Source organism: Paenibacillus sp. V4I3, from assembly GCF_030817215.1.
Lineage (GTDB): Bacteria > Bacillota > Bacilli > Paenibacillales > NBRC-103111 > Paenibacillus_E.
This window is the reverse complement of record NZ_JAUSZA010000001.1, coordinates 7424986-7449656: the sequence shown is the minus strand read 5'-3', so window position 1 is coordinate 7449656 and position 24671 is coordinate 7424986. Positions and strand designations below refer to the sequence as shown.

At 38.5% G+C, this 24671-nt stretch carries 32 protein-coding genes; 24 read left to right on the top strand and 8 right to left on the bottom strand.

The window, feature by feature from the left end; genetic code table 11:
* Positions 1-206: 206 nt before the first annotated feature.
* From QFZ77_RS34135 to QFZ77_RS34105, 7 genes are all read left to right on the top strand, one after another.
* A complete protein-coding gene (locus QFZ77_RS34135; RefSeq protein WP_307447362.1) occupies positions 207-857 on the top strand; it encodes a hypothetical protein in 651 nt (216 codons plus the stop codon).
* Between the two features lie 159 nt (positions 858-1016).
* Complete coding sequence (locus QFZ77_RS34130; RefSeq protein WP_307447359.1) at positions 1017-1430, top strand: nucleoside 2-deoxyribosyltransferase; 414 nt, start codon at positions 1017-1019, stop codon at positions 1428-1430.
* A 43-nt stretch (positions 1431-1473) separates the two neighbouring features.
* On the top strand, positions 1474-1809 hold the full coding sequence (locus QFZ77_RS34125; RefSeq protein WP_307447356.1) for a hypothetical protein: 336 nt from the start codon (positions 1474-1476) through the stop codon (positions 1807-1809).
* A gap of 188 nt (positions 1810-1997) precedes the next feature.
* On the top strand, positions 1998-2489 hold the full coding sequence (locus QFZ77_RS34120; protein ID WP_307447352.1) for a nucleoside/nucleotide kinase family protein: 492 nt from the start codon (positions 1998-2000) through the stop codon (positions 2487-2489).
* 276 nt (positions 2490-2765) lie between these two features.
* Positions 2766-3281, top strand: coding sequence for a hypothetical protein (locus tag QFZ77_RS34115; RefSeq protein ID WP_307447349.1), 516 nt, complete (start codon positions 2766-2768; stop codon positions 3279-3281).
* 130 nt (positions 3282-3411) lie between these two features.
* Complete coding sequence (locus QFZ77_RS34110; RefSeq protein ID WP_307447346.1) at positions 3412-3663, top strand: hypothetical protein; 252 nt, start codon at positions 3412-3414, stop codon at positions 3661-3663.
* A gap of 186 nt (positions 3664-3849) precedes the next feature.
* Positions 3850-4206 (top strand): DUF3221 domain-containing protein, encoded by a 357-nt coding sequence (locus QFZ77_RS34105; RefSeq protein WP_307447342.1) that lies wholly within the window; start codon positions 3850-3852, stop codon positions 4204-4206.
* Positions 4207-4658: 452 nt separating this feature from the next.
* Here QFZ77_RS34105 and QFZ77_RS34100 read toward each other — a convergent pair whose 3' ends face one another.
* On the bottom strand, positions 4659-5936 hold the full coding sequence (locus QFZ77_RS34100; protein WP_307447337.1) for an IS110 family RNA-guided transposase: 1278 nt from the start codon (positions 5934-5936) through the stop codon (positions 4659-4661).
* Between the two features lie 129 nt (positions 5937-6065).
* Between QFZ77_RS34100 and QFZ77_RS34095 the strand changes: the two genes are divergently transcribed.
* The 3 genes from QFZ77_RS34095 to QFZ77_RS34085 all read left to right on the top strand — a co-directional run bounded on the left by QFZ77_RS34095 (position 6066) and on the right by QFZ77_RS34085 (position 7522).
* A complete protein-coding gene (locus QFZ77_RS34095) occupies positions 6066-6425 on the top strand; it encodes a GNAT family N-acetyltransferase (protein ID WP_307450054.1) in 360 nt (119 codons plus the stop codon).
* Positions 6426-6614: 189 nt separating this feature from the next.
* A complete protein-coding gene (locus tag QFZ77_RS34090) occupies positions 6615-6899 on the top strand; it encodes a hypothetical protein (RefSeq protein WP_307447334.1) in 285 nt (94 codons plus the stop codon).
* 65 nt (positions 6900-6964) lie between these two features.
* Entirely contained in the window at positions 6965-7522 is a 558-nt protein-coding gene (locus QFZ77_RS34085; RefSeq protein WP_307447330.1) for a GNAT family N-acetyltransferase, read from the top strand.
* A gap of 84 nt (positions 7523-7606) precedes the next feature.
* Here QFZ77_RS34085 and QFZ77_RS34080 read toward each other — a convergent pair whose 3' ends face one another.
* Positions 7607-8614, bottom strand: coding sequence for a sigma-E factor regulatory protein RseB domain-containing protein (locus QFZ77_RS34080; protein ID WP_307447327.1), 1008 nt, complete (start codon positions 8612-8614; stop codon positions 7607-7609).
* Complete coding sequence (locus QFZ77_RS34075) at positions 8601-9164, bottom strand: RNA polymerase sigma factor (protein WP_307447324.1); 564 nt, start codon at positions 9162-9164, stop codon at positions 8601-8603. Before QFZ77_RS34075 ends, QFZ77_RS34080 begins: the two co-directional genes overlap by 14 nt.
* 244 nt (positions 9165-9408) lie before the next feature.
* Here QFZ77_RS34075 and QFZ77_RS34070 point away from each other — a divergent pair, with 244 nt between their 5' ends.
* Positions 9409-9837: a GNAT family N-acetyltransferase gene (locus tag QFZ77_RS34070; protein ID WP_307447321.1), complete on the top strand. Its 429-nt coding sequence runs from the start codon at positions 9409-9411 to the stop codon at positions 9835-9837.
* A 191-nt stretch (positions 9838-10028) separates the two neighbouring features.
* Here the strand turns inward: QFZ77_RS34070 and QFZ77_RS34065 are convergent, their stop codons facing one another.
* Positions 10029-10433 carry a VOC family protein gene (locus QFZ77_RS34065; RefSeq protein ID WP_307447318.1) on the bottom strand — a complete coding sequence of 135 codons (405 nt, stop codon included), beginning with the start codon at positions 10431-10433 and terminating at the stop codon, positions 10029-10031.
* A gap of 479 nt (positions 10434-10912) precedes the next feature.
* On the opposite strand from QFZ77_RS34065, the gene QFZ77_RS34060 reads away from it, so the two are divergent.
* From QFZ77_RS34060 to QFZ77_RS34035, 6 genes are all read left to right on the top strand, one after another.
* Positions 10913-12001 carry an S-layer homology domain-containing protein gene (locus tag QFZ77_RS34060; protein ID WP_307447315.1) on the top strand — a complete coding sequence of 363 codons (1089 nt, stop codon included), beginning with the start codon at positions 10913-10915 and terminating at the stop codon, positions 11999-12001.
* A 589-nt stretch (positions 12002-12590) separates the two neighbouring features.
* Positions 12591-13055, top strand: coding sequence for a GNAT family N-acetyltransferase (locus QFZ77_RS34055; RefSeq protein ID WP_307447312.1), 465 nt, complete (start codon positions 12591-12593; stop codon positions 13053-13055).
* Between the two features lie 121 nt (positions 13056-13176).
* Positions 13177-13761 (top strand): hypothetical protein, encoded by a 585-nt coding sequence (locus tag QFZ77_RS34050; protein WP_307447309.1) that lies wholly within the window; start codon positions 13177-13179, stop codon positions 13759-13761.
* Positions 13762-14003: 242 nt separating this feature from the next.
* Positions 14004-14549, top strand: coding sequence for an HAD-IIIA family hydrolase (locus tag QFZ77_RS34045; protein WP_307447306.1), 546 nt, complete (start codon positions 14004-14006; stop codon positions 14547-14549).
* 190 nt (positions 14550-14739) lie between these two features.
* The gene (locus QFZ77_RS34040) at positions 14740-15207 is read left to right on the top strand and encodes a coagulation factor 5/8 type-like protein (protein WP_307447303.1); all 468 of its coding nucleotides are present in this window, start codon (positions 14740-14742) and stop codon (positions 15205-15207) included.
* A 29-nt stretch (positions 15208-15236) separates the two neighbouring features.
* On the top strand, positions 15237-15716 hold the full coding sequence (locus QFZ77_RS34035) for a hypothetical protein (RefSeq protein ID WP_307447300.1): 480 nt from the start codon (positions 15237-15239) through the stop codon (positions 15714-15716).
* Positions 15717-15898: 182 nt separating this feature from the next.
* On the opposite strand, the gene QFZ77_RS34030 is transcribed toward QFZ77_RS34035, so the two are convergent.
* Together QFZ77_RS34030 and QFZ77_RS34025 are read right to left on the bottom strand one after the other, a co-directional pair.
* Positions 15899-16291, bottom strand: a complete 393-nt coding sequence (locus QFZ77_RS34030) for a hypothetical protein (RefSeq protein ID WP_307447297.1) — start codon at positions 16289-16291, stop codon at positions 15899-15901.
* Between the two features lie 12 nt (positions 16292-16303).
* The gene (locus QFZ77_RS34025) at positions 16304-16591 is read right to left on the bottom strand and encodes a hypothetical protein (protein WP_307447294.1); all 288 of its coding nucleotides are present in this window, start codon (positions 16589-16591) and stop codon (positions 16304-16306) included.
* 193 nt (positions 16592-16784) lie between these two features.
* Between QFZ77_RS34025 and QFZ77_RS34020 the strand changes: the two genes are divergently transcribed.
* Complete coding sequence (locus QFZ77_RS34020; RefSeq protein ID WP_307447292.1) at positions 16785-17255, top strand: DinB family protein; 471 nt, start codon at positions 16785-16787, stop codon at positions 17253-17255.
* 268 nt (positions 17256-17523) lie between these two features.
* Here the strand turns inward: QFZ77_RS34020 and QFZ77_RS34015 are convergent, their stop codons facing one another.
* Positions 17524-17721, bottom strand: a complete 198-nt coding sequence (locus QFZ77_RS34015; protein WP_307447289.1) for a hypothetical protein — start codon at positions 17719-17721, stop codon at positions 17524-17526.
* Between the two features lie 258 nt (positions 17722-17979).
* Between QFZ77_RS34015 and QFZ77_RS34010 the strand changes: the two genes are divergently transcribed.
* Entirely contained in the window at positions 17980-18822 is an 843-nt protein-coding gene (locus tag QFZ77_RS34010; protein WP_307447286.1) for a tyrosine-type recombinase/integrase, read from the top strand.
* Between the two features lie 480 nt (positions 18823-19302).
* Here QFZ77_RS34010 and QFZ77_RS34005 read toward each other — a convergent pair whose 3' ends face one another.
* On the bottom strand, positions 19303-19641 hold the full coding sequence (locus tag QFZ77_RS34005) for a helix-turn-helix domain-containing protein (protein ID WP_171651979.1): 339 nt from the start codon (positions 19639-19641) through the stop codon (positions 19303-19305).
* A 145-nt stretch (positions 19642-19786) separates the two neighbouring features.
* Between QFZ77_RS34005 and QFZ77_RS34000 the strand changes: the two genes are divergently transcribed.
* The 5 genes from QFZ77_RS34000 to QFZ77_RS33980 all read left to right on the top strand — a co-directional run bounded on the left by QFZ77_RS34000 (position 19787) and on the right by QFZ77_RS33980 (position 24663).
* A complete protein-coding gene (locus QFZ77_RS34000) occupies positions 19787-20086 on the top strand; it encodes a hypothetical protein (RefSeq protein WP_307447282.1) in 300 nt (99 codons plus the stop codon).
* Between the two features lie 8 nt (positions 20087-20094).
* Complete coding sequence (locus QFZ77_RS33995; RefSeq protein ID WP_307447278.1) at positions 20095-21120, top strand: TnsD family Tn7-like transposition protein; 1026 nt, start codon at positions 20095-20097, stop codon at positions 21118-21120.
* Positions 21121-21202: 82 nt separating this feature from the next.
* Positions 21203-21571, top strand: coding sequence for a hypothetical protein (locus tag QFZ77_RS33990; protein WP_307447275.1), 369 nt, complete (start codon positions 21203-21205; stop codon positions 21569-21571).
* Between the two features lie 88 nt (positions 21572-21659).
* Positions 21660-22472 carry a TnsA endonuclease N-terminal domain-containing protein gene (locus tag QFZ77_RS33985; RefSeq protein ID WP_307447273.1) on the top strand — a complete coding sequence of 271 codons (813 nt, stop codon included), beginning with the start codon at positions 21660-21662 and terminating at the stop codon, positions 22470-22472.
* A gap of 13 nt (positions 22473-22485) precedes the next feature.
* Entirely contained in the window at positions 22486-24663 is a 2178-nt protein-coding gene (locus QFZ77_RS33980; protein WP_307447270.1) for a hypothetical protein, read from the top strand.
* The last annotated feature ends 8 nt before the right edge of the window (positions 24664-24671 follow it).

The window sequence follows — 24671 nt, the reverse complement described above, 5'->3', positions numbered from 1 at the left end:
GAACTATAGCTCAATAACACCTAAGACGAGGCTACCGGCATGATCGACAGCCTCGTTAAGCTATTGGACAGTTCAGCACAATAACTCGACACAAACCTAGTCCATGAGCAATTATTGAAGAAATAACATTATATGGTATAATTTAGAAGAGCAACAACTGTACATAGATAGGGATGGTAAATTTGTTCGATTGGATTGAGGAGTCTATGCCAACCAACAGAAGTGCGAAGCAAATACTTGGTAGGCGGTTTAATTTGAAAAAGGTTTCACTTGAATCTCCTGCATATATGACTGAATTAGCACGATTGCTTTCAGCTGGCAGTGCGCTTCTTTCGGACAATATGATGAATGTCTATTCTGCGAAAGATGAAACTGTTCGTTATTTAATAATGAATGACATAGCACCTCATTTTGAAGATGTAAAAATTGTTTACGTTGAAGATGAAATTGATGTTGTTAATATGCAATACCTTAAACAAGAATCAAAAAAAATGTTTGACAGTACGAATAACGGAATAATTCAGGTTATACATGACTTATTTAGAAATAATGACATGAGTATATGGACAGATGGTAAAAAAAGAGAACTTACTCGTTACTCCGTTAAACTCAATGAGTTAGATAAGTATGATATTGACAATACAAATGACATTCAGGATTTTTTCACAAAAGGATATTTTGACTTAAATGAAGAGTTTGGCTTTATCCCAACTGGTTGGACATTTGTAGATGAATTGAAAGAGTCGAAAGCTTTGAGGTTCTTTGCCACCTTTATCCCCACTATAACATTAGTTGTTGATTTAAGTGACAAGCAAGTTGTTATGATACAGCTTTCTGGGGATTCTATGAAAGAATGATTTTTTCAATGTATTTTAAGATTATTAGTTATTTGAGGGGCTTTAAACACAACGCGGTTGCCGACATGGATCGGCAGCCGCGTTGTGCTAACGGGCAGGATACTTCCAATATGTGTTAATATATATAGCATGTTTAGAAGATTGAAATGGGGGGAACGTATGAAATTTTACATAGCGTCCAGTCTCAAAAACATAGAAAACGTGCGGCAAGTCGCTGAGAACTTGAAAGCTCGTGGTTTTCAACACACGTACGATTGGACAACACATTCGAACATAGACTCCATCACCAAACTCCGTAAAATCGGCCAAGATGAAGTTTCAGGCGTTTTGGCTGCAGATGTAGTAATTGTCATGATTCCAGCGGGGAAAGGGAGTCATGTTGAGTTAGGAATTGCTCTGGGAGCAGGAAAGAAAATTTATTTATACTCATCAACAAATGAACTGAATGAAATCGGAAACACATGTACGTTTTATCATGTAGATTCAGTTGAACAGAGGATTGGCTCCTTAGATGACTTGATAAATTCAGTATGTCTGGAGTACCTGCATCATTATGCTATCGAGGAACTTTAGTTCAACATTTCTAAGTAGAACAAAAAAAGAAGGGGTAAATAACTTGGAGAATAAACTAACTCCTAAACAACAAAAACGACAACAAGAACGTGAAATTATAGATGAGTATCACAAAGTGGTAACTGAACAAGCTTTGGAACCCTTGTATCAATCTTTTTTGGAATGGAAATCGGGGATAATGCCATACTCTGAATTAACTGAGCTAATTCATCTATTCCATAAGAAGAATCAAGAGATCTACAAAGACTTTACGTACACAGATTATAGACACCTCCTTCTCCTTGCAAAAATGAAATTGGGCCGCTTATCCAACGATGACATTAAAGAAAATAAGCGTCTTCTAGAATTTTGGGGATATGAGGATAGTACCTCTAGTTAATTTAATGTTAGCTATTCTGTATGGTGCCGTTGGAACAAAGAAGTTATTTACAGGGAGCAGATAGTGAGGATCTGTTCCCTTGAATCATTAAACTATTGGGCAGTTTTAGCGACAATATAGAAACATCTAATTTATTGTGCTTATCCAGTTGAATGGAGGGTCTGCCATGGGCATTAGGAATTATCTGATTGAAGGCGTTTCCGGCGCCGGCAAAACTACGGTCTGCAACGAATTGCAGCGTCGCGGCTACCATGCCATTCATGGTGACCGTGAATTGGCTTATCAAGGCGACCCGGAAACTGGTAACCCCGACGGATGGCTTTAAACCCGAACACCACATTTGGCATGTAGATAAAGTAAAAGCTTTGGTCGCCAATCAAGAGGAGGCGGTATCATTTTTCTGCGGTGGTTCGCGGAATTTTCCCAAATTCATTGATCTCTTCGACAGCGTGTTTGTCCTTGAGGTCGACCTGGAAACCTGTCTCCGACGGATTGATGAGCGAGTGGCACTGGACCCAACTGACTGGGGTGGCAGACCAGAGGAACGGGAAATCATTCGGCGCTTGCATCAAACGAAAGAAGGCGTTCCCAAAAACGGGATTATAATCGACGCCACCGCACCGATCGCGCACGTCGTTGACGAAATCCTCCATCAAATCGAAGCAAATGAACGCCAATGACAGTAACTTACGGGCGCTCAAGGACAGCCCAATACATCAGTGCACCTGGATACGAATAGGACCATCCACTGCGTTAACGGAGAACGATAGTAGAAACAAACAGGGAGCATTGCCACAGCAGTTGCTCCCTGTTTTCATTGAAGTAAAGGGCAGTATAGTTGAGTAACAGAAAAGTTAATATTGGATGAAATACCATAAAATTAAACCTTTATAAATATCTCACGTCTATACTGTCATGAGTGTCTAAATTAAAGAGAGGGGTTCCGAGGGGGTCTTATGATATTATCTAAAATAAAATTATTTGCAATTCTGAATCTTCTGCTATTTCTAATTGTTGGTTGTAATAATGGCAATAAGAGCGCTATTAATGAATTCTCAATCTATTTGGTTAAAGAATTATCTACAACTGAAGCCATGAGTAAAAAGCTTGATGATCTTCCATTAGAAACTATACCTGTGCTTACCGACAAGGAAATTAGAACATACGATTGGACAGAACATGAATTCACAATGAAGGAAGACATTAGTTTAGAGGAAAAGTTAGATGGGAAGGTATCTTTAAGTGGCAAACCTTTTGTTGTAGTTGTTGGTAATGAAAGAATATATCTAGGGAGTTTTTGGTCCTATTTATCTTCTCAATTTAATCCTGATATTCCAATTATCTCTTCTGTGTGGAATAAAGGAAGCGATAACGATATGTATAAAATACAATATGGAAAAAATCAGGATCCTAGAGACGATACTAAAATATTTGAGGCATTAAAAGGATTAGGGAAAGTTATTAATTATTAATTCTTCTTGGGAGTGCTGAGTAGTAATTGCATCAGCATATTTTCAGGGGTTATACTTCACTTACGAAGAACGATAGATCAATCCACACAAATAGAGTCTGCAGGTATTTAGAGGGAAGGAAAAGATTTGAATGAGTAGGAAAAGCGTGGTTGCCAGGATACTTTTATCCTTGTCTGTACCGATGATCGTGTTTTTCGCGGTTGTAGCTATTACTAATCTCGGTAACGTGCAGGGGCCTCCAGAAGATTTTCAATATCACGATTCTTACTTCGTCGTGATACATATTGATCCATACGTGTATCCCATATTGGCGGTGACTACTTTCACGGTTTATGCAGCAATTTTCTGGGTCGTGCGATACGTTAAGCGAAAGAACCTGTAGGCTTTCGAAGAATTAATCAATGATTCGTTACGCTAACGAAGAACGATAGCACCATGACAACAGGCTGCCAGCATTATTGGCAGCCTGTACAGGTAACGTCCAGTTTAACGCAACAAATTATTACCAGAGATCCGTCTAATAAAGTGGGTAGGATAAAGAATTTTTTTTACTAGAAGGAGTGAAATATTGAAAAAGTTAGTTTTAGGCGTAGCCTTAACACTTGCCGTATGTGTATTTAGTGGTTGTAGTGCTTCGTCTGAAGCTGAAAAGGGGAATTACATTATTGCAAAGGAAGAGCAAAGAATCTTAGTGGCGAAGCAAATTTCTAAGAAGGATGCAGAAAGTAAGACCTTTGCTACCTTCAAAAAGAGTAATATCGAATTAGTCTATTATATTGTAGAAGATTCCCAACTCTACAACGAGCTTAGGGTAGGCGAAAAAGTTAATGTAACTCCTAAAACAAATGACAAAGGCGAATATATTGTAATGCAATCCGATCCCCCTCAAATTGTAGCTAGTGAAATAGAAAGACAAAAGGATTGATTAGGTTATTATGAACGAGAACCATAATAATAATAATAATCGTATCGTCGTTAAGCTCCCTCAGAGAATAAGGATTTTCTCACGAATGCTCGCTCATTCGCAGGATTTCAATATGCTTGTTAAATAGGAGTTCAGGTGTTTGGGTAGTGTGGGGCAGGCCGTTCCGTTAGTGCGCATGCGGGAACAGAAGGTGCTGACCATTTTTACAACATCTTCCATAAAAAAGTTATGCTGCACGCTTCTCTCCACAAGGTCCTTGGGGATTCACTCTCCCAAATCTCGACGGGTCTTTGCCCTCACATTCCTTCGTCCTATCTATCCAAGGTGTGGAGTCCGATCAACGTTAACGGAACGGGTCTATGCCCTAAAGCTGAAAAATCTCGGTACTCCGTGCTTTCTTTTTGAGTTCCTGCGAATGAGCCAATTTACGTGTCAGGGTTACGATTTACTTTTTATGCTGCTAATGGTAGCTGGGCCTTATCCATGGAGAATGATTGTCCTTCTCTTGCCATGGCTACAAGCATACGGGCTAGTTTCCCAATCAGCTTCATCATGGACTGCATTTTCGTCATTCGTTTCACTTCGGTATTATGCGCATGCAAGGCTTGGAACGCTTCATTGAAAGATAACAGGTGAAACACAGTGAAGTAGAGATGCTTGCGCAGTAGTGAGTTGCCTCGTTTGGTGAGCTTGATTTGCCCCTTATACTTGCCAGAACTTCGTTCTGCTAAGTTCAATCCTGCCTTACGTAGTAATTGATTTCCGTGAGACAGATTACGTAAGTCCCCGCCAAATGCCAATATGGCAGCCGTTGCAGGTACGGAAGCACCGACAGATCGAACGAGATCAGAACAAGGAATTTCAGGCAGTATCTTTTCAATCATCTCGTCCGCTTCGTCAATGATTCGGCGGATTCTTTCATACTCTTCGATGAGGTGCCTCAGCTCCCATTTGTCTTCTTCAAGGGCAGTAGTATCTCCTACGCTATGTCTAGCGAGTGATTGAAGTTCCAAAGCCTTGTTCTTACCTCGCACCCCGCCAGGTCTGGCCATATACTCACCCCAGATCTGTACCATTTGCTCCGGAGTTAGCTGCAATAAGTCAGAAGGGGCTGGGAACCGGCGCAAAGAGGCCAAGGAACGATCGCTAAAAATATCATCAAATGCTTGTCTGTATTCTGGAAACCGGATATCGAGCCAGCGGTGGATTCTATTCTTAATCCGTCCTGATTTAACAACCCAGTGCTCTCTGTTTGTAACCATAACCCGTATGCGGCGGAATGCTTCATCCTTTGGAGAGAAGGGCGTGTAGAACCCACGACTCACTGCATCGGCGATGACCAGAGCATCTTTTGGGTCGTTCTTGGAAGGTGAGTTATCTCTGTTTTCCTTATTGCGTTTGGTTGTCATTGGATTGACAAGAGCCACATCAATTCCTCGATCCACCAACCAGTTGGCAATATTGAACCAGTAGTGACCGGTGCTCTCCATTCCCACAACGAAGTCATTCATGCCATGCATCTTCTGTAATTTCCGAATGCTGTGTTCTAAATGCTCATAGCCGGCTAGGTCATTCGAAAATAGAATAGGGCGCTTGGTGAGGACGATACCTCGAAAATTAATGGCTTGTGCGGCGTGCTTCTCCTTGGCAATGTCGATGCCTATAACCAGAGTGGTAGTGGAGATTCGTTCTACACGTTGATTTTGAGAATTAATTGGATTAGACTTCATGATAACGCCTCCTAAGGTGAGTTCTGAGGGCTGCAACCCAGTACATACTCATCCTAGTGAGGCGTCCTTTTTTCTGCAAGTTCCATCTATTAACACCTACAGGAATGTCCCTCGTGGTTTACTGAAAATATTCTTGAGGATACGCTTAAGGATTTATATTTTCAAGATGCTATTTGTTTAACAGTAGATGGCAGGATAGTATCCTTTATTATTTTCACAAGCTGGGAAGGGAATTTATATATAACACTGATGGCAACTCATCCAGAATATCAGCATCAAGGCTATGGATCAGAACTGCTTTTATCATTTTTTGAACATGCAGACAAGATAGGATTTAAAGAAATTAAGTTACTAACCGTACCGCCAGAAGTGAAACCAAATTATGAAAGTACAATATCTTTTTATAAAAGGCATGGATTTTACACATCAAAGAGCTATCGTGAAATTTGGGGTAGCGGTGCACTAGAATTAACAAAAATCATTGAATAGATGTGTAAAAAATGAGGACACTTGCTACGCTAACGTGAGAACGATAGAGTGGAATAACCAGGGAGCAGATTACAGCAACATCTGCTCCCTATTTTCATTGAAGTAACAGAAGGATGCTTAAATCAATTCACGAATACCAAAGGTATGTATTTTCAATGTTACGGATAATACTTTTGAGGAGGATTCCGAATGGACATTGAATGGATTAATGAGAAATACAAGGAAGCAAATAGAATATTTGACTCTACTTGGGAAGTTTATGAATGGGCTGATTCACTTTATCCTGACTTTGCAGGAGGTCTAAGAGTTAACGTAGGATATGCAACTCCAGATGATAAAGTTTTCGCGCATTTAGCCGAGCACCTTCCAAAATGGGCAAGCAACAACAATATAAGGATTAATGTTAATACTTCAAAGGATTTAGTGGATGGGAAGATGATATATAGGATTTGGATAACACCGTTTAACGAGTAATCAAGAAATTAATATTTATGTTTCGAATCTTTAAGCTAGGGCAGTACGATAGCGGGGGTGAAAGAATGCTAAACATACGAAAATCTAATAAAACTGACCACGAGTTTTTAGTTCTAATTGACTTAAAAAATGATGGGTACACACTTTTGGATGTAGTTGATATGACAGAACAAAATAAAGAGGAACATAGTAAGAAAATAGAAGGGTATCTCACTGACTCAGATAAAGGTGCGTTTATTATTGAGGATTCTGCTTCCGACAAACCAATTGCAATGATAATGTATTCCATAGCAAATAGGGATTCCGTGTATCCATGGAAAACAATTTACAACGAGTTAGACAGAAACCTATTTCAAATTGATGGGCGGTTTATCGAGATATTTCAATTATGGGTTCATCCAAGTTATCGAAGATTAGGATTAGCGACTAAGCTAAAACTCAAGTTGGAGGAAGAAGCTCAAAATCATAAAGTTAATTTAATCTATACACATACAGAAGAAATAAATAATCATGTCATCGAGCTAAATAAAAAAATTGGTTATCAAGAGGTTCGCCGTGGGCCAATTTGGGATGAGGTAATCCGAGTAAGCCTGATAAAGCAATTAAGCTACGCAGAACGATAGTGAAGGAGCTGCTCGCGGCAGCTCCTATTTTTGTACATTCAAGTATCGTGCAGATTAGCTTAACTCGCCACCCTTAACGATGGCTCACTCTTTCTTTTTTGAAGTATCGAAGATACTAAAATCCAATTGCGGATTTACTTCAATTGAAGTTACCTCAAAACTTTCGACAACTTTACCTTTATTATCATACGTTTGGTTTTTTAGGACCATACTTGTCTCATCATCTACCCATATCTTATAAGTGTCAGCGTGCATTTTTTCAGCACGAGAAGAAGGCAATTTTCCTTCAATGATATTGATTTTACGACCTAAAAATGTTTCCCTACTTTTGATGGACCACAATTCTAAGTCAACCACAATCCATCCAAGATGACGTAAAGGAGCGACTATAACTTCTGCACTGCTAGACCAGGCTGGGTCAGCCGGGAAGTAATAAGATGGCTGTCCGTCGGCTTTAGATACAAAAGTTAGTTTAGGCTCATTCTCTGGATTTCTCGTGCTAACCCGTTCTCTTTGTTCCTTACCATCCGAACGTCTCAACTCATAATGATTATCATTTATATATTCACTTTTAGTTCCATTCGGCTGATTGACTAATAAGTATGAAGCTGGGTTTTTGCCTTCCCGAATTTGAAATTCAACTGTTGAAATAGAAGTCTGCCCAATATCTGTGTAATACCTTATATCAGCCTTTCCTTTCAAAGTTTTTATATTTTGATATGCATATGCCATATTTTGTATAAAATCAGCCTTTTTTTGTTCCTCTTTTGAAAGTTGTTCTTGATTCTCAAATACCTTGTTTCTAGGGGGATAGCGGACTTGCTCATAAGTAAGGGTGGGAGCGTAAAGTCCTTGAACTACACTCAAATCAAGTATCAACCCCAAAATCTTATCATTTTTTGCTGCAAATATTCCTAAAGCTAAAACTATAACAGATAGGCTTCCAACCAAAGGTGCAAACCGATTAAAAATGCTCCTTTTTTGGTTCATGATTTGGTTTTTAACAACATCCATCCATTCGTTTGACGAGCTTTCACTTGAGAGAGGAGGAGTTATTAAATCTTTTTCCCAATCATACTTAAAATTCCCCACTTAACTCACCGTCTCTTTCATTACAAATGGTATTAACTTTTTTTCTGGCTCTATGAATCCTTACTTTTACTGTTGATTCCGAAATATCTAACAGTGCCCCTATTTCAACAATAGACAGTTGATGATGAATATATAGCACCATGACTTCTCGAAGTTTCAAAGGTAATGATAAAACGACTTGCCAAGTATCCTTAATTAATTGATTTTTGAAATATTCTCTTTCAGCAGATTGATAGGTGGTTTTTTCTGTTATGTATTCAACAAGGGTCACTTTGCGAAGAAACGCTGACTTTCTATAATCGAATGCAACATGACGAGTGATTGAAAGCAACCACGTTTTTGGTGATGATTCTCCACGAAACGATTCTAGTTTATGGAAGGCTTTCACAAAAACATCTTGTCTTATGTCATCAGCGAGATTTCGCTGTCTAGTCAAAGCAAAAGCAAAATTCCACACATCTTGACCATATGCTAGCATTAAATCATGAAGTATTTGCTTTCTGTCATGTCCTTTGGATAAATATTTTAGGTATGTAAAGTCCAACTTCATCACCTCTTGGAGAGTAGACGATTCAATCTTAAAAAGGTTACATTTATTTTGAAAATTTTAATGTAAGAATTGCCAACCATAGATGAGAGAACATAATTAATCTAACGGAAAACTATTGCTCAATAATAAAACAGGCTGCCGGCATACTCATACTCGGCGGCCTGTTCAAGTAACGGGCAGGAATGCTCAATTGTAATGTGGAATAAAATGTAAAGATAAGGGTTATATAGGAGTTGATATTGATATGATTCGTGAAGCTGAACGATCTGATAAAAACCAACTGTGCGAGCTCTATCGTATGTTAGTGCCAAATAGCAAGAAAATGAATGTTCTCGAAGAACAAATTGATACAATCAAAAATGACCCTAATAACTTCCTACTTGTCTTCGATGAAGGCGGTGAACTATTAGGGACGGTAACGCTAAATATATGTATCCAAGCATTGCATGGGACAAGACCTTATGGAATTGTCGAGAACATAATTGTTCATGAGAATCATCGAAGCAAGAGTATTGGACAACAACTTTTACAATATGTTGAGGAGTATTGTAGGTCTATAAATTGTCATCGGATTATGCTTCTAAGTAATTCAACTCGTGAAAGAGCTCATCAGTTCTTCGAACGAGAAGGATATGACGGATCGGTTAGTAAAGGATTTAAAAAATATTTCTAATTGAACTATCGAGGAACGATAGCACAATTACAAATAGGCTGCCAGCATCAGCGAGGGTCGCGAAATCTCAATAAATAATGAAGAACCTAGATAAAATGAATAGACCATTGCTCGTTGCTATGGTCTCTTTCTATGAAGTGGTCAGTAAAATTACTAATTACGAAATTCGCCTCACTCACTTCAACTGTCCGTCAGCGCCTACCGCTGAACCGTTTGATTGCTTCCTCGGTCACCGGCGCGAAGAGGTTAACCAGGTTGCCGTCGGGATCGCGAAACAGCACAGCACGGTTCCCCCACGGCATCGTGGTTGGTTCCTTTACCCACTCGTCGACAAACGGCTTCAAGCGCTCGTATTCGGCATCGACATCGTGGACGCGGAACTCGATGATGACAGAGTGATTCTCGGCCGCCACTGCGGAACCAGCGCCGAACAGTTGCACCGTCTGGGAGTGGCCGATCGCCAGGGTGCACGATGGCACAACGAGTTCGGCAAAGACGGGCGCGAGGCGTTCCGCCGAAACACCCATGACTTTCTCATAGAACTCGACGAGACGACCCACGTCGTCGGTAATGATGCGTACAGAAGCAAAATTCATGTGATACCATCCTTCCTATAATAAATGATACTAAACCGTATCATATAATTTTGGGCCAAACTACTTCGCATTTATCTCCCACTCCTTTACGGTTACTTACTCCGATTATAAAAAAACGCTACTGACAACAGTATGTCAGTAGCGTTTTAACATTTTTTGGGCTTACTCCCGAATTCGATTTCGGAATGCGTCAGTACACGATATGGATGTTGCCGCGTTCCCGATCTCAAACTTGGTGTAGTTGTTCAGCAAGTCCATGTCGGTCGAATAGCCTTGCGGTTTTGGCAGCTGGGCATTGAGCTAACGGGCAGTTTAACACAATGATAGCTTAATAAAGGGAAATGTAGCTCGCCGCTAGATCGCGCTTATTTTGGGCGGTGTTCAGCGTCATAAATTTGCATAGATCAGCGAAGAGTGTATTATATCCATTTGGCATATATTGGATCTGATACTTTACATGAGAAAGGAGAGGATTGGTTATGAGGATGAAAGAATGGTTCATAATCACGTTGGTTGCCAGCATGCTTATGATAGTAGGGATTCCTGCAGGATTCGGTTCTGCGGCCGGAGCATCGGGCCTAGAGATTCAATGTGTAAGTGATCAGCATTCAGCTGTCCAGGGGGGCAAAGTAGGGTTTCATATTTTATACCACAATGTGGAAAATAAAGTCATGTCGAAGGCATGGCTGAAGGTGAAGGTGTCTAAAGGGTTCGAACTCGAAGATGCGGAGGGAGCGGATTGGGATGCCGCTTCGGGAACCTTGAAGTGGAATTTGAAGGATTTCGATTCGAATGGCGCCGATGTTGTACATTTTAACTTGAAAGTCAAGGATGATGTGCCAAACACAGCCGCAATGGAAGTCTCCTGCAGTGGAGGAATGGGGGAACAGCAGCTCATCGCGAATAAACCGATCCGGGTGCAGGTCGCTACGGAAGTACATCAGCCCGTTTTTAACGGCTATCCGGACGGAAGGTTTCACCCAGAACGACAGCTTACGCGTGCCGAAACGGCTGCCATCGTGGCGAGAGTTAAAGAGTTGCCTGCCCCTGCTTCGGTTGGATCATACCAGGATGTCCCTGCCGATCATTGGGCATACGGATATGTCCAAAAGGTAACGGCATCCGGGTACATGAACGGCAGCGGTGGAGCATTCCGGCCGGACCAGCCGATCAGTCGCGCCGAGTTTGTTGTCCTGATGCTTAGAGTCAAAGGAATTGAACCGATTCCGCTGAACTCTTTCTCGGATTCGAAGGGGCATTGGGCGAAGCAAGCCATCGGGACATCCAAAGCGCTGAAATATATCGACGGACATGGAAAGGATATGTTCATTCCTGATGGATACATGACCCGCGAAGAAGTAGCAAAGCTTCTGGCTATTATGCTCTACCGCGGCGAATTGAAGGATGGCGACACCCCTGTGATCCAGCATTGGCCGGACGTACCGAAAGACGTATGGTCGTTCGGATGGATCGAAGAGCTGTCGATCGTGGCGCATGAATCGAAACGCGTAGGGCCGTTCAGCGAAAGGCTGGTCCGTTATTTACCGGAACAAACGAGGCCATTGTAAAATTACTATTGGTTAAGTCATGTTCCTTGGCCGAAGAGGAAGAGTTGAATAATGCGCAACTCCCCTATAAGGCGATTTAATTCCGCTAACGGGTACTAATAGCTGAATAACTACACAAGGAAGCTGCCGCGGAAATAACCGGTAGCTTCCTTGCGCTAACTGGCAGTAGAGTATTGTAGTAACTCTAGGGTTGAGGGGATGACGTTTGAAGTTACTTTATTTTCGTTTAATCAATCTTTCAATAATAACCATTATTGCAAGTCCAATGAAAACCAACGCTACAATCCTTCCATCCACACCTGTTGCATTAGTTATTCCACCTGGAATTCTATACACTTAAATCACCTTTCTAAATAGTTTAATTAACCTATATTTACAATGTATGCGGTTCGGGAATGAAAAATAATTGGTTATAGTCATTACGCTAACGCAGAACGATAGTTGAGGGAGCTTGCCGCGATGCAGCTCCTTTTTTTCATTGGACGGGCAGGTTAACGTAATGATATTCGTTCTTAAAAATGATCCTCCGTGATACAATTAATTCCAGATTTGTGGTTTTTGAATGCTACATATTTACGGAGGTAAGCCGATGGTGATAAATGAAATTAATGAGATCCACAAAGAGGGGATTAAAGATTTTCGAGGATCAATTATTATATCCAGAGGACAAGTACATTCATTAGATAATTTGCCAGGGTATGTTGTATTAATTGATGATGAGATAAAAGGACTGATAACTTATAACATTTATAACGACGAATGCGAAATCGTCTCACTTGATAGCAAGGTAAAGGGGCAAGGTATAGGAACTAAACTCATTGATTTAGTCATTGAAAAAGCGAGGGGAAGCAGCTGTAAACGAGTATGGTTGATCACTTCTAATGATAATTTAAGGGCTATTCGATTTTATCAAAAAAGAGGCTTTGACATAAAGGCAGTTCATCAAAACGCAATCACTGAAGCGAGGAAAATAAAGCCATCAATTCCCCTGATTGGATTCGATGGGATACCTGTTCGCCACGAAATTGAATTTGAATTAATGATAAATCATTAAACCTTGTGTAATGCATTAACGGAAACACTAGCTTAATAATCCACATCCGCGACAACAACCGGCAGCCTGGCTGCGCTAACGGGCAGTAATCCGCAACTTTCCTAAATCTGGAAACGTATAAATGAATAATGAAATTAATGGGAAGGACTGGTTCACTTTGCCCAGGACAATAAATCTTTTTATCGGCTTTATTTTAATACTTATCTTTCTTTCGAGTTGTATAAAAAGTGAAGGAGCATCATCGACACTTGAAGAAGTATTGAATCATATAGCTTATAAAGAGATTGTTGCAAAAGGAGAAACGAAAGATGGAGTAGTCGTCTTTTTTGAGACTGAACATGGTCTAGATTATGGGTTCACATATAAAGATGGTTCAAAGTACAGGGATTTTTGTGGAGGTGGCAGTATCTCACTCGATAAAATGCCTGAAGTATCATCGTCGTATAGTGAGTGTAGCAAAGAGTCTAAAGGAAAAACCGAGCATTTCCAAATGTTCTCGGGCACTGTAAATAATGTAGATATTGAAGAACTTGAAGTTCAATACAAAGACGGAGATCGAACATTTAACAAAAAAGCCCAAATCATTAAGACGAATAAGGGATATAGAGTTTGGTTCGTTATACCAGATGAATACAGTAACTACAATCTAGAGGTGATTTCAATAAACGGATATTCACGTGACGGTAAAAATGTCCTTAAACAATAATAATCTTAAAATCATTTAGGAAACATAGCTCAATTGAAATACATTTCAAGCTATCATGAGAATGACCGCATACTGTGCTAACGAGGAACGATTGCTTAACAATATACACCAATTAGCAAGCTGCCGGATTTTATCGGTAGCTTATTGCGCTAACGGACAGTTTACTCCCAATATATGGTACAATGTGAATAACCTCTGCTACAATTTTCCATAACGGATATTACCTCTGGGAGGGTGATTAAATGACAAATTGGAAACGAATACAGGCTGTTTTTATTGATAGGGATGGTACAATTGGTGGGTCTGATGAGGTGGTTTTTCCAGGAGAATTTAAATTATTCAAGTTCTCAACCAAGTCTTTGGAGATGTTAAAGAATGCTCAGATACCAATCTTTTCGTTTACTAACCAACCAGGGATATCTCGTGGAGAAGCACAATTTCAAGATTTTGTAGATGAACTTAGCTCATTTGGTTTTGATAAAATTTACATATGTCCACATCAAAATGGCGAGGGGTGTTTATGCAGAAAGCCCTCCTCAGGCATGCTTAATCAGGCTGCACAAGATTATAAACTAGTGCTGAAAAATTGTGCTGTAATCGGTGATAGGTGGACAGATATGATTGCTGCCCAAAGAGTAGGATGTATAAAAGTGTTAGTGAAAACTGGTTCCGGTGAAAGGGAACTAGCCAAATATAGAAATAATCAATTTTATGGAGAGTGGCTTGATGCTGCCCCAGATTACATCGCAGAAGATTTAATGGATGCCGTTAATTGGCTCTTAATGTAGGAGTTTGTTCTGACGGAGGACGTATGAGCCATTGAGCTAACGAGTAACGATAGCATAATATAACACAGGCTGCCGGCATACGGCATACTGGGCAGCCTGTTCAAGTAACGGGCAGTTTAGTTCCAATATGTGTTAATATTAAGTTGTCTAAGGACCAATAAATTAACACGGGAAATCCCAGGTGATGTAATTGAGTTTAACACATAAGTTTTTTCTTATTAGCAGCGATTTTGAGTTAAATGACAGACACGAATGGTACAGCACTAATCGGTATACATGGGAAGAAAAAGTTGAATTATCAGATGATATTATCCAATACATGATGGACTTCTTGAACTGGATGCCCTCATATAACCCCGAAACTAAAGAAAGTGGGAATGGGTTAAATTACTATGGGCTAACCGTTATTCAGAAACTAGGTGCAGAGAAGCTAATAAGGGTATTAGACAAGTGGCTAAAATTAATCGATGAAGCGCCAGACACATTTAGTTTAAGAGGAGATACCATTTGGAAAGAAGAGGAGAACGGAGAAGGTTACTGGGAGCAGACGAGGAATAGGATGAAGAGAGAAAGAATGAAAATAGAATTAGAACAATTGATTGGGTTAGCTGTCAATGCTTCAAATAATAATAAATTAATAATTCATTTTGGAATCTAAAAACAACGTACAATAAAGGAGTATTACCATTGATAGCATTAGCAATTTTGGGACTTTTCTTCATTGTATTTTTTGTTTTGATTGAACAAATCATTTCGTTAATATTTCTTTTTATAGTTCAAAAATTTCTTGTAATAAATAAATCACAAAAGTCAGTAAGTTATATATTTAATTTTTACAATTTAGGCTCATCATTTGTTGTAAAGATAGCAATTTTGTTATTAAGTGCAATTATAATTGATATTATTGATCAAATCACTTATGTAGAGGAGCAAGGATTTCAAGATGCTTTTAGTTATATATTCTTAAGTAACTATGTTAGTGAAGTCTGGTCAATCCTTTTACCGTGCCTCCTAGTAAGTTGGATCCTCTACTTTATAAGCATAATACGTAATAATATTGGAAGAAGTAAATACAGTTGGTTGCATCTTTCCTTATTGATTATTAATTCAGTATTTCTTAGTGCCGTAGTTTTACGAGGAGTTCATAATATATCATGGTCAGTATAAAACACCCCACGAGGTTAACTGGTGTAAGCAATCTACCTGTTGAAAGCCGCCGACTTTCAAACATTTTCCTGTTTATCATGATTATACCTAATTAAATGTACAAGGATAAGAGTAATAAAATATTAAATAATGAGACATCAACCTTCAAACAAAAGACTTCTTCTGTGAAGTCGTTTTTTGGTTTATTCCAAACTCATATTCTTATAAATAATGTACCCATGCTCTGTTTGAGCAAGAACGTACATAGGTGGTGTTTTTGAGTAATAAAGATTTGTTCCTTTTGGAAGCTTTGAAGCCATATAAAAAGAAAATTCATCGTTATTTGTATGCTGTTTTGAGATTTGCCCAATAAATAAGCCTGGTGTCATATCTATATTTTGATTATCTGATTTTTGGTAGAGATATCCGGGCAACAGAAATATATCAGCGTCAGGGTCATTTTTTATTATTTCATTAGCGCGTGATAATACTTTTTTATCGATCACTTCTATATTTCTGGATCCATGTACTTTCGGATCAACTCCACAGCTGCATAATATATACATACATATTATGATTAATAAAATCTTTTGCATGTATTTCCCTCCTTAATCAATAACACACCTCGCATATATGTACGAGGTGTGTGTTTGGATTTGCTCCCCTGTTTCGGGATCTAAGAATAAAGTATAGGTACCCGCATCAACTTTCCAAGCTGGCATCATTGTGTTTTGGTTGGTAAAGAATGGTTGTGACCAGTATACCATTTCTACTTGTTTAATTTCTGGTTCTTTAGTATCTTGCTCGACCTTCACAAATCTCTCTTTAATTTTCTTTTTACCTATTTCCAGTGCATCTTGCCCGCTGATTATTTTTTTGCTCTTATTTTCCTTCATTTCACTTGTAACTTCATTCCAAAGTCTATAATAAAGCGAGACTCCATTATTATCAACACGTACTTTTATCGCCTCTCCGGCTTTACCTTGAATTGGAACGCCATTGTAGTCGTGTCATAGGTAATGATATAAGCTGATTGCCCGTGGTCTTTTTTATGCTTTCAAATTCAGGATCTATTAGGAGGTAAAACAGATGTTGAAATTATTCGAATATAACTGGCAAGTTCGGCAAGACTGGTTCGCTTGGTGCCAAGACGTTTCCGAAGAAGAACTACTAAAGAAGCGGATAGGCGGGATCGGAGGCATTTTGCACACGTTGTTTCATATTGCGGATGTGGAATTCAGCTGGATATCTGTTCTGCAAGGGAAGCCAGAGTTCACGGAGCCGTTCGAATCCTATGCCAGCCTGCAAAAAGTGACGGATTTATCCGCTAGGTTTCACGAGGAAGTTCGTCCTTTTGTCATGTCGTGGACCAATGAAATGGAATTGAAGGAGTTATCGGAATTAACTCCAAAGGGGGAGCCCGTTAACTTCAAATATGGAGAAATCATGCGGCATGTCATCGCCCATGAAATCCACCATATCGGCCAATTGTCCGTATGGTCGAGGGAAGTGGGCAAAGTCCCCGTGACGGCTAATCTCATTCGCCGGGGTTTGTTTTAACCGTGGCACCGCCGCATTAAGCTAACGAGGAACGATAGTGGAGGAGCTTGCCGCGATGTAGCTCCTCCTTTTTCATTGAAGTAACAGGCAGGATAGCGTGGAACTAACCCCGTTAAATTAATGACATCTTGTTTGAAGGAATGGAGACAATATTCTAGAATTATTTATTACTATAGTTGAATAACAAAAGGTCAGTTTGCTTCAGCGGACTGGCCTTTTGTTATTACGTTCTTAATATATTCTAAGATTATGAGTATGGAATTTGGAATTATCTTTTACTAAGAAATTGACAATTTGCCCTTACGTACCGTTCACCACTGGTGCTCAATACAATTTCTTCATCATGAGATTGAATTATTATATTCTCACCTATAAGTTCACCTTGTAAAAAGATTGAGATTGGCTGTTGAAATACGCGCATACGTTCAAAGTCTGAAGGTTCTATTAGTTGACGTTGTTTTGGCATTTTAATCTCCCTTAATGAAGTAATATCTATTACATTAGATCATAAATATGAAATTATTTACAGTAGCACTCGAAATGTTATGAAATAATTGTAACGTCAGTTTTGACTATGTTGCTACGTTTTTGTATTTAAGCTCATGGGACTTAGATTCAATCAGCATATTAACTTAATTATTTTGAAATAAAATAATTTAGACAGATTAAATCCTCTCGATTCTAGTAAAGCTAGAATTATTAGATGAATTGGGAGGGGTTTGCTATGACATTAGAGGAGTTATGGAAGCTGTATGAAGCCGATAAACGAATATTGGGGTTCAGTCCTCACACATTAAAAGCTTACTCTCTTCAGTTAAAGATGTTGATCCGCGAAATGGGTAATCTCGAACTCGAGGAGGTATCTTTAAATCTGCTTAAAGATTATTTGGCCAAACAAACAGAGCGATTAAAACCAAGCAGTTTAGGACATCGTATCCGATTTATTCGTTCACTTTTTCGGTTTGCTTTTGAAGAATGCCATATTCCTAAAAATCCATCCCTTAAGTTGAGAGAACCAAAGACGGATAAACGAATTCCCAAATTCCTGATTGAAGAAGATGTTATCCATCTCAAGATTTCCTGTCATTCACCCCGTGAGCATGCTCTACTAGAATTTCTGTATTGTACGGGTTGCCGCGTAGGTGAAGTACAGAAATTAAATATTGAAGACATCAACTGGGAAAACTGCTCAGCCATAGTAAATGGAAAAGGTTCCAAACAGAGGGAAGTTTATTTTACGACAGAGTGCAAGGTGTGGTTAAAACGATACCTTGAGAGTCGTAAGGATACCAGTAAAGCGTTGTTCGTCACCGAAAGTCATCCTATCCGCCGTTTGAGTATCCCAACGATCCGTCACTCATTAAAACTGTTGGCAGCACGAGGTGAAGTAGCTGCAAATGTATACCCACATCGGTTTCGGCATACCTATGCTTGCCAACTGTTAGATAATGGTGCTCCATTGGAGTTTATACAAGGGATGCTTGGGCATGAAAAAGCATCAACCACTCAGATATATGATCAGTTGCGGGGTGAACGACGGAGAGAATTGTATCGACGTTATTTTTAGGATATTTGTGAGGCTAACGAAAAGGTAGTAATTTTGCGAATAAATTGCCTTGTTTTGATGCAAAAGATGACAGGTATCGGTCTTGTACTATTGTAAATAATGCGGACTCATTTTTATTGTCCCAAAGACATAGAAAAAAGGACGGAACATGAACATTCCTTGATTTTCAAGGGGCTTTTTATTTTTGGAAGCATAAGTTTGCCATGTTAAATTGGAAGCATAAGCATTCCAAAGCGGCAAACTTATGGGTTAAGTTACAAGAAAGCCTGTAAAATTTTGAACTCATCAAGGTTGCCCATCACGGTAGCAAAACATTTTACGTAGCTTCGGTTCACAACCTCAAAAAGTTGCGGACAACAAGTAAAGTATAAATGCTGAAAGCCGACTAACTTTCGTGAATGATAGTGTACAATTATTAGCAATTTATTGACCTAAAAAAGAGGTTATCCCACAGTCGGGATGACCTCTTTAATTTCATTCTTATTTACTTCTATAAAACTCAGATAAAATAAATTTTGCCCTCTTTATCTCCTCATTTGATTGACGCATGAGTAAATTAAGGACTTCTTGAAGATCCCTTTGTTTGCTTGTTTGACCTAAGTCAAGCCCAGCGTATCTAAACAATTCTTGAACTTCAGTATTTAATGCTTCTGCCATTTTTTCAAGATTAAGTAAAGTGATGTTTTTTTCACCACGTTCAACTGCCCCTACATAAGTAAAATGGAAACCAGACACCTCAGCTAATTGTTCCTGAGTTAAACCGCGATCTTTACGAATATCCCTAACTCTAGCACCAACAATTTTTAAAATGTCGCCCATGTATATTACACCTCAATAAAAGTGTAGACAATGAGATGCAATTGAAACACAAACGTATAAGTATTACAAATAAAAATACTATTTATAAGTATAAAAATTACCGCATTTGATAATAACTATTAGTAGATTAATAGGAAAGAAATTAATGAGAGAGGTGTTTTTATTGGGAAGAATTTTTGCGTTTGGCCTGGTTACACCAATGGGTATCTATGCCAATGATTTGTTTTACACATGCCCAAAAGCGATTGAAGAACAGTGGTTCTATCGAGCAGCAATTTATGGAACATGGTTAATCCCAGTTATATATTCAAATGAGGAGGTAGAGAGCATCAAACTTGTATATGAAGGAGAAATATTTATGGCAAATATCGTGCCTGATACTTTAAAGATATCGAAATTTATTATGCGATCTATTAAGAAAGGGAGCACTTCTTTAGGAGGTTGAAATTAGTAATGAACTTTTTCCCAAACCTGTACCCAGATGAAATACTTTATAGCATTTTAGCAAGATATCATCACTTAAGTGGTAATTTGAAAGTTGATAAAACGATGATTGATTTGTATGGTGTCAAATGCACTCAAATATTGGATTTCCCTAAGATAACGAATCGTTTAGTTAAAAACATTCCTGGTAAATACAACTATAGCGAACAGGACTTTATTCGGAAACATTCGTTACTTCCTTATTTTCTCCCCTTTTTAACACCAAAAAATAAGCAACAAGTGCTAAAAATGATGGCCACAAATACAAGATATCGTTTCATACATTCCCAAGTAGGATATATTGCAAAATCAACTATAAGTAATCATTTGAAGTACTGCACGTCCTGTTTAATTGAGGATTTGAATAAGAATGGTGAATCATACTGGCGAAGGACACATCAAGCCCCAGGAAACTTTTATTGTCTAGATCATCAAAGAATACTTTCTACTGGATGTGAAGAATGTGGATTTCACTTCACAACGAAATTAAGAAATAAGCTCTATATTCTAAAACAATTTTGTCCTAAATGCGGGTCAGATTTAACCTTGCAAAATCACAGTTGGAGTCCATTAATAAGTGAATTTAAAACCGAACTAATTGAGATTAGTAGTGAGATTAATTATTTATTCAATGAACAGAATATATGGTTAGATGAGTTATTTACAAAATTGCACAATCTTTATGTTAAAAAATTAATTGAAGCTAATTTCTATGAAATCGATAACAAATTAAGGTTGCGCAAACTAATTTATTTTTTTGAGAAATTTTATAGCAGATCGTTACTTGAGTTATTAGGGTGTGACGTAGAAATAGGAGGTTGGTTGAGAGAATGCATTGATGGCGAATATGCAAGACACCCATTAAAACACTTATTATTGATAAAGTTCTTGTTTGGTTCTTTAAACGGATTGAAATTACAACAAACTTCCCTAAATCCTAACACGATACAAAATGGCTCCATACTTTCAAGCTCAGAAATTAAAATTGCAGCATAGAAAATTTAGAGTAAAGAACATTTATATAATTGAAGTTCGAATATATCGTAACATTCTACAATGTTGCAGGGAGGAGGCTTAAATGGAGGAATTGCTCAATGTCGTATCCGATGGTATTAAAAAAATAAACACTAACATAGCTAGAAATAAAAAATACTTTGATTATCCGTTTACCAGTAATTGTGACCATTATTATAAACTTATGCTTCTACACAGTCAGTCTGAATGTTGGGAACAGTTTTTACAACTACTTGTGAGTTTTAATGAGAAGCGAAATGTAGAGTTTAACAAAAGGAGTAATGATTTCGAACGCAGGCTGAAAAATGAAAAGGCTGGTATTCCCGGATTTGTAACACAAGCTACTTTAACTCAAATTATTGACTATATGCGAACACTTGAATGGAAGATAGAAGAGTTAGTTGGAGTCAAGATTCAAAATAAGGAAGTTTAACGATGTAAGTGGAAAAAAGAGAATAAATTTTTTTTGCTTGGGAAAGATATTCCAATTGTAAACTCGAAGCGAACGGAGTGTCATAAATATGGCTAAATTCAAGTATGCAATTGATGAAAATACCATTGCGAAGCGACTAAAAGAAGGAAGAGGAAGCGGAATAGGTACAAACTATAAACCGTGGATTTTTGTACACGAAGTTCCTTCAATTGGCAAATCAAGCATTCGATATAGTTGGACAGTAGGACGCGACCATCATTTCTTATCATTGCTAGAAGCAATGTATTTCTATTTATTGGAATGGGATGACGATGTCCTCGATTGCAGAGAACAGTTTCCGCTTTTACCAAGAGAAGAAACACAGTCAATAGCTGCGGAGCTTGGAGTTAAGCATCCAACTGACCCGAAGACAAAGGTTGAAATAGTTATGACGACCGATAATGTTATCACCCTGAAAACTCAATTTGGTCAAGTTATTAAAGCGCGATCCGTAAAATATGAAGATGCGCTTCAAAAGCGAAGGAATGCTGAGAAACAACTGATCGAGAAGATTTATTGGTCAAGAAGAAAAGTGGAGTGGAATGTTGTGACCGAAAACTCCATTCACATTCCCAAGGTTCAAAATGTACAAATGTTTCATAAGTTAAGAAGCAATTTCGGATTATTTCCAAATGTTGACGAATCACTTCTGAAGTCTATGGAAGAGAAGTTAATAAAGTTGTTGCCAGGAAACAATAAAATCTTGGCTGATATCACGGATGCAATGGATAAACATTTCAATGTTCCCACAAGTACAAGTATTACACTTTTGATGCATCTGATTGCAAATAAACGATTGATGATAAATATGGATGAACTCTTTAATCCTTGTAAACAAATCAACATTTCATTACCAGTCTAAGAGAGGGAATAAAATGCAAATTTTGACTATTAATCAAGTTGTTCAATGGGCACCATTTGAAGCGCACAATTCAGTTTTCGAGCGGATTCTATACTTAGAGTATAAAACTGATCGAATGCATGTGATTGATTTAAATGAGGATGACTTTCCATTTACACGTTCGATAGAGGATGTAACAAAAGCACTAACAAATGGTGAAGCACGAATTGTTAAATATATCTCAGAAGTAGAAAAGAAATCATTTGATCTCTTACCTGATGAAAGAAAAAGAGAGATAGATGAATCATGGAACTACCTGAAGGAGTACCTTGAAAACGAGCCTTATATCTATAGGAGTGAGTATCGAGGCCCTATGGTAACGGAATGTATAGCCAAGTCGTCATATTCTATTCCAAAGGTGCATCGGTTGCTAAAAAGATATTGGAAATCTGGGAAGCTAAAAATAGGACTACTTAATCGATATGATAAGTGTGGGGGACTTGGTAGTGATAAATTAGCTACTGAAAACACAAAAAAACGGGGTCGAAAGCGAAAAATTACAAAACTTCACCCGGAGAAAGTCGGAGTCAATACAGATGCGACCATTCATAAATATATGTTGATTGCATATAGACAATTTCATCTAAGAGAAAAGCTCTCTTTGCGGAAAGCTTTTAATAAAATGAACAGAACCTATTTTATAAGTCATTATGAAGAGGATGAGAATGGTAAAGCCAAACCGATACTCCTGCCTAAAGAGGAACGACCTTTATTTAAAACGTTCTATTACCACGCTAATAAATTTAAAAATGCAAACTTTATTGGTTCTTCACTAGCTCTAATTGGTGAACGAAGGTTCAATCTTAATAAGAGAGCTAAGATTGGGAATCAAACGAAACAAGCATTGATTCCAGGTTCCATATTTCATATTGACTCAACTATAGCAGATACTTATCTGGCAAGTAGCTATCGCTCTTACCTACCCATTGGAAGGCCTGTAATTTATTCTGTGATTGATTTGTTTAGTCACTACATTGCAGGAATTTACATAGGGTTTGAGAGATCCTACATCGGGGCTGCTATGGCCATCTATAATACAGGCTCATCAAAAGTAGATCTATGTCAACGGAGTGGCATGACAATCATGCCAGAAGAGTGGTCACTAGCTTGTTTGCCTCGACAATTTACTGCAGATAGAGGTGAATTGTTAAATACAAAAATTACTGGCCTTCGAAATATTCTTGGTGTTGATATTGAGTACATGGCTCCGTATCGCGCAGATTGGAAAGCGCTAGTTGAAAGCTTCTTTAATGTATATAATGTCGAAGCTATTTCTAGATTACCGGGAGAAGTTTCAATCGAAATGCGGCGTAGAGGGGATCCAGACCCTAGAACAAAGGCCGTATTAACACTTAAAGAATTTTCGCAGATCATGTATGATTTAGCAATTTGGCATAACAATTATCATTATATGGAGGGTTATTCTCTAGATGACGATATGATTGCTGATGGGGTGAAGCCAATCCCACGTGAGTTGTTGGAGTGGGGGATGAAACGGAAAGGGCATTGTTTCAGAAGTTTCGATGAAGAAACATTAAAAATTAATCTTTTACCAACTGAGACTGGAAGAATTACGAATTTGGGCATAAAATTTAAGGGACTACATTTTAGCTGCGAACAGGCTATACGTGAAGGGTGGTTTGTAGACGGTAATCCACGTATGGGGAAAAAGTTAAATATCGCATATGATCCCAGAGTTAGAGATAAAGTAGTTTTAAAAGGAGATAATGGAGACGGTTACCTTGAGCTCAGAATCATCAATTCGGATCCTAGTTCTCTTGATAGGTCATGGGATGAATACGAGCATATTCAAGAAGTTCTTGGACTTGAAAGAGAACAATATAGGCCAATTGAAGAGCAAGCGGAAGCTGAAAAGGATTACCGCAGAGATAATATTGTTGAAATGGCAAAAGCACTAAAAATAGAAAGTGGGCTAAGCAATGCTAAGCTGATTGACGGTATCGCTGAACGTACAGCTTTAGAAAAGGAAAAAATGCGTTTAACCGAAAATTTCCTATCGGACGATAACAGTGATTTGCAAGAAGCTCAAGGTATTTGCTCCGGAGAACAGTCAGAGGAATTTTCAAAAGCTCCGGAAATTCAAAACTTAGGAAATTCTAGGATTCAAGCTTTACTAGCTGCGCAGAACTAGTAAAATGA

Excerpts from the sequence above, each read along its gene's own strand:
- QFZ77_RS34050 (WP_307447309.1), top strand. The coding sequence starts at position 13,177 with ATGAATAATGAAATTAATGGGAAGGACTGGTTCACTTTGCCCAGGACA.
- QFZ77_RS34005 (WP_171651979.1), bottom strand. The coding sequence starts at position 19,641 with ATGGGCGACATTTTAAAAATTGTTGGTGCTAGAGTTAGGGATATTCGT.
- QFZ77_RS34130 (WP_307447359.1), top strand. The coding sequence starts at position 1,017 with ATGAAATTTTACATAGCGTCCAGTCTCAAAAACATAGAAAACGTGCGG.
- QFZ77_RS33980 (WP_307447270.1), top strand. The coding sequence starts at position 22,486 with ATGCAAATTTTGACTATTAATCAAGTTGTTCAATGGGCACCATTTGAA.
- QFZ77_RS33990 (WP_307447275.1), top strand. The coding sequence starts at position 21,203 with ATGGAGGAATTGCTCAATGTCGTATCCGATGGTATTAAAAAAATAAAC.
- QFZ77_RS33995 (WP_307447278.1), top strand. The coding sequence starts at position 20,095 with ATGAACTTTTTCCCAAACCTGTACCCAGATGAAATACTTTATAGCATT.
- QFZ77_RS34055 (WP_307447312.1), top strand. The coding sequence starts at position 12,591 with ATGGTGATAAATGAAATTAATGAGATCCACAAAGAGGGGATTAAAGAT.
- QFZ77_RS34045 (WP_307447306.1), top strand. The coding sequence starts at position 14,004 with ATGACAAATTGGAAACGAATACAGGCTGTTTTTATTGATAGGGATGGT.
- QFZ77_RS34030 (WP_307447297.1), bottom strand. The coding sequence starts at position 16,291 with ATGCAAAAGATTTTATTAATCATAATATGTATGTATATATTATGCAGC.
- QFZ77_RS34060 (WP_307447315.1), top strand. The coding sequence starts at position 10,913 with ATGAGGATGAAAGAATGGTTCATAATCACGTTGGTTGCCAGCATGCTT.
- QFZ77_RS34090 (WP_307447334.1), top strand. The coding sequence starts at position 6,615 with ATGGACATTGAATGGATTAATGAGAAATACAAGGAAGCAAATAGAATA.
- QFZ77_RS34000 (WP_307447282.1), top strand. The coding sequence starts at position 19,787 with ATGAGAGAGGTGTTTTTATTGGGAAGAATTTTTGCGTTTGGCCTGGTT.
- QFZ77_RS34075 (WP_307447324.1), bottom strand. The coding sequence starts at position 9,164 with ATGAAGTTGGACTTTACATACCTAAAATATTTATCCAAAGGACATGAC.
- QFZ77_RS34025 (WP_307447294.1), bottom strand. The coding sequence starts at position 16,591 with ATGAAGGAAAATAAGAGCAAAAAAATAATCAGCGGGCAAGATGCACTG.
- QFZ77_RS34100 (WP_307447337.1), bottom strand. The coding sequence starts at position 5,936 with ATGAAGTCTAATCCAATTAATTCTCAAAATCAACGTGTAGAACGAATC.
- QFZ77_RS34065 (WP_307447318.1), bottom strand. The coding sequence starts at position 10,433 with ATGAATTTTGCTTCTGTACGCATCATTACCGACGACGTGGGTCGTCTC.
- QFZ77_RS34085 (WP_307447330.1), top strand. The coding sequence starts at position 6,965 with ATGCTAAACATACGAAAATCTAATAAAACTGACCACGAGTTTTTAGTT.
- QFZ77_RS33985 (WP_307447273.1), top strand. The coding sequence starts at position 21,660 with ATGGCTAAATTCAAGTATGCAATTGATGAAAATACCATTGCGAAGCGA.
- QFZ77_RS34015 (WP_307447289.1), bottom strand. The coding sequence starts at position 17,721 with ATGCCAAAACAACGTCAACTAATAGAACCTTCAGACTTTGAACGTATG.
- QFZ77_RS34110 (WP_307447346.1), top strand. The coding sequence starts at position 3,412 with ATGAGTAGGAAAAGCGTGGTTGCCAGGATACTTTTATCCTTGTCTGTA.
- QFZ77_RS34070 (WP_307447321.1), top strand. The coding sequence starts at position 9,409 with ATGATTCGTGAAGCTGAACGATCTGATAAAAACCAACTGTGCGAGCTC.
- QFZ77_RS34020 (WP_307447292.1), top strand. The coding sequence starts at position 16,785 with ATGTTGAAATTATTCGAATATAACTGGCAAGTTCGGCAAGACTGGTTC.
- QFZ77_RS34115 (WP_307447349.1), top strand. The coding sequence starts at position 2,766 with ATGATATTATCTAAAATAAAATTATTTGCAATTCTGAATCTTCTGCTA.
- QFZ77_RS34135 (WP_307447362.1), top strand. The coding sequence starts at position 207 with ATGCCAACCAACAGAAGTGCGAAGCAAATACTTGGTAGGCGGTTTAAT.
- QFZ77_RS34010 (WP_307447286.1), top strand. The coding sequence starts at position 17,980 with ATGACATTAGAGGAGTTATGGAAGCTGTATGAAGCCGATAAACGAATA.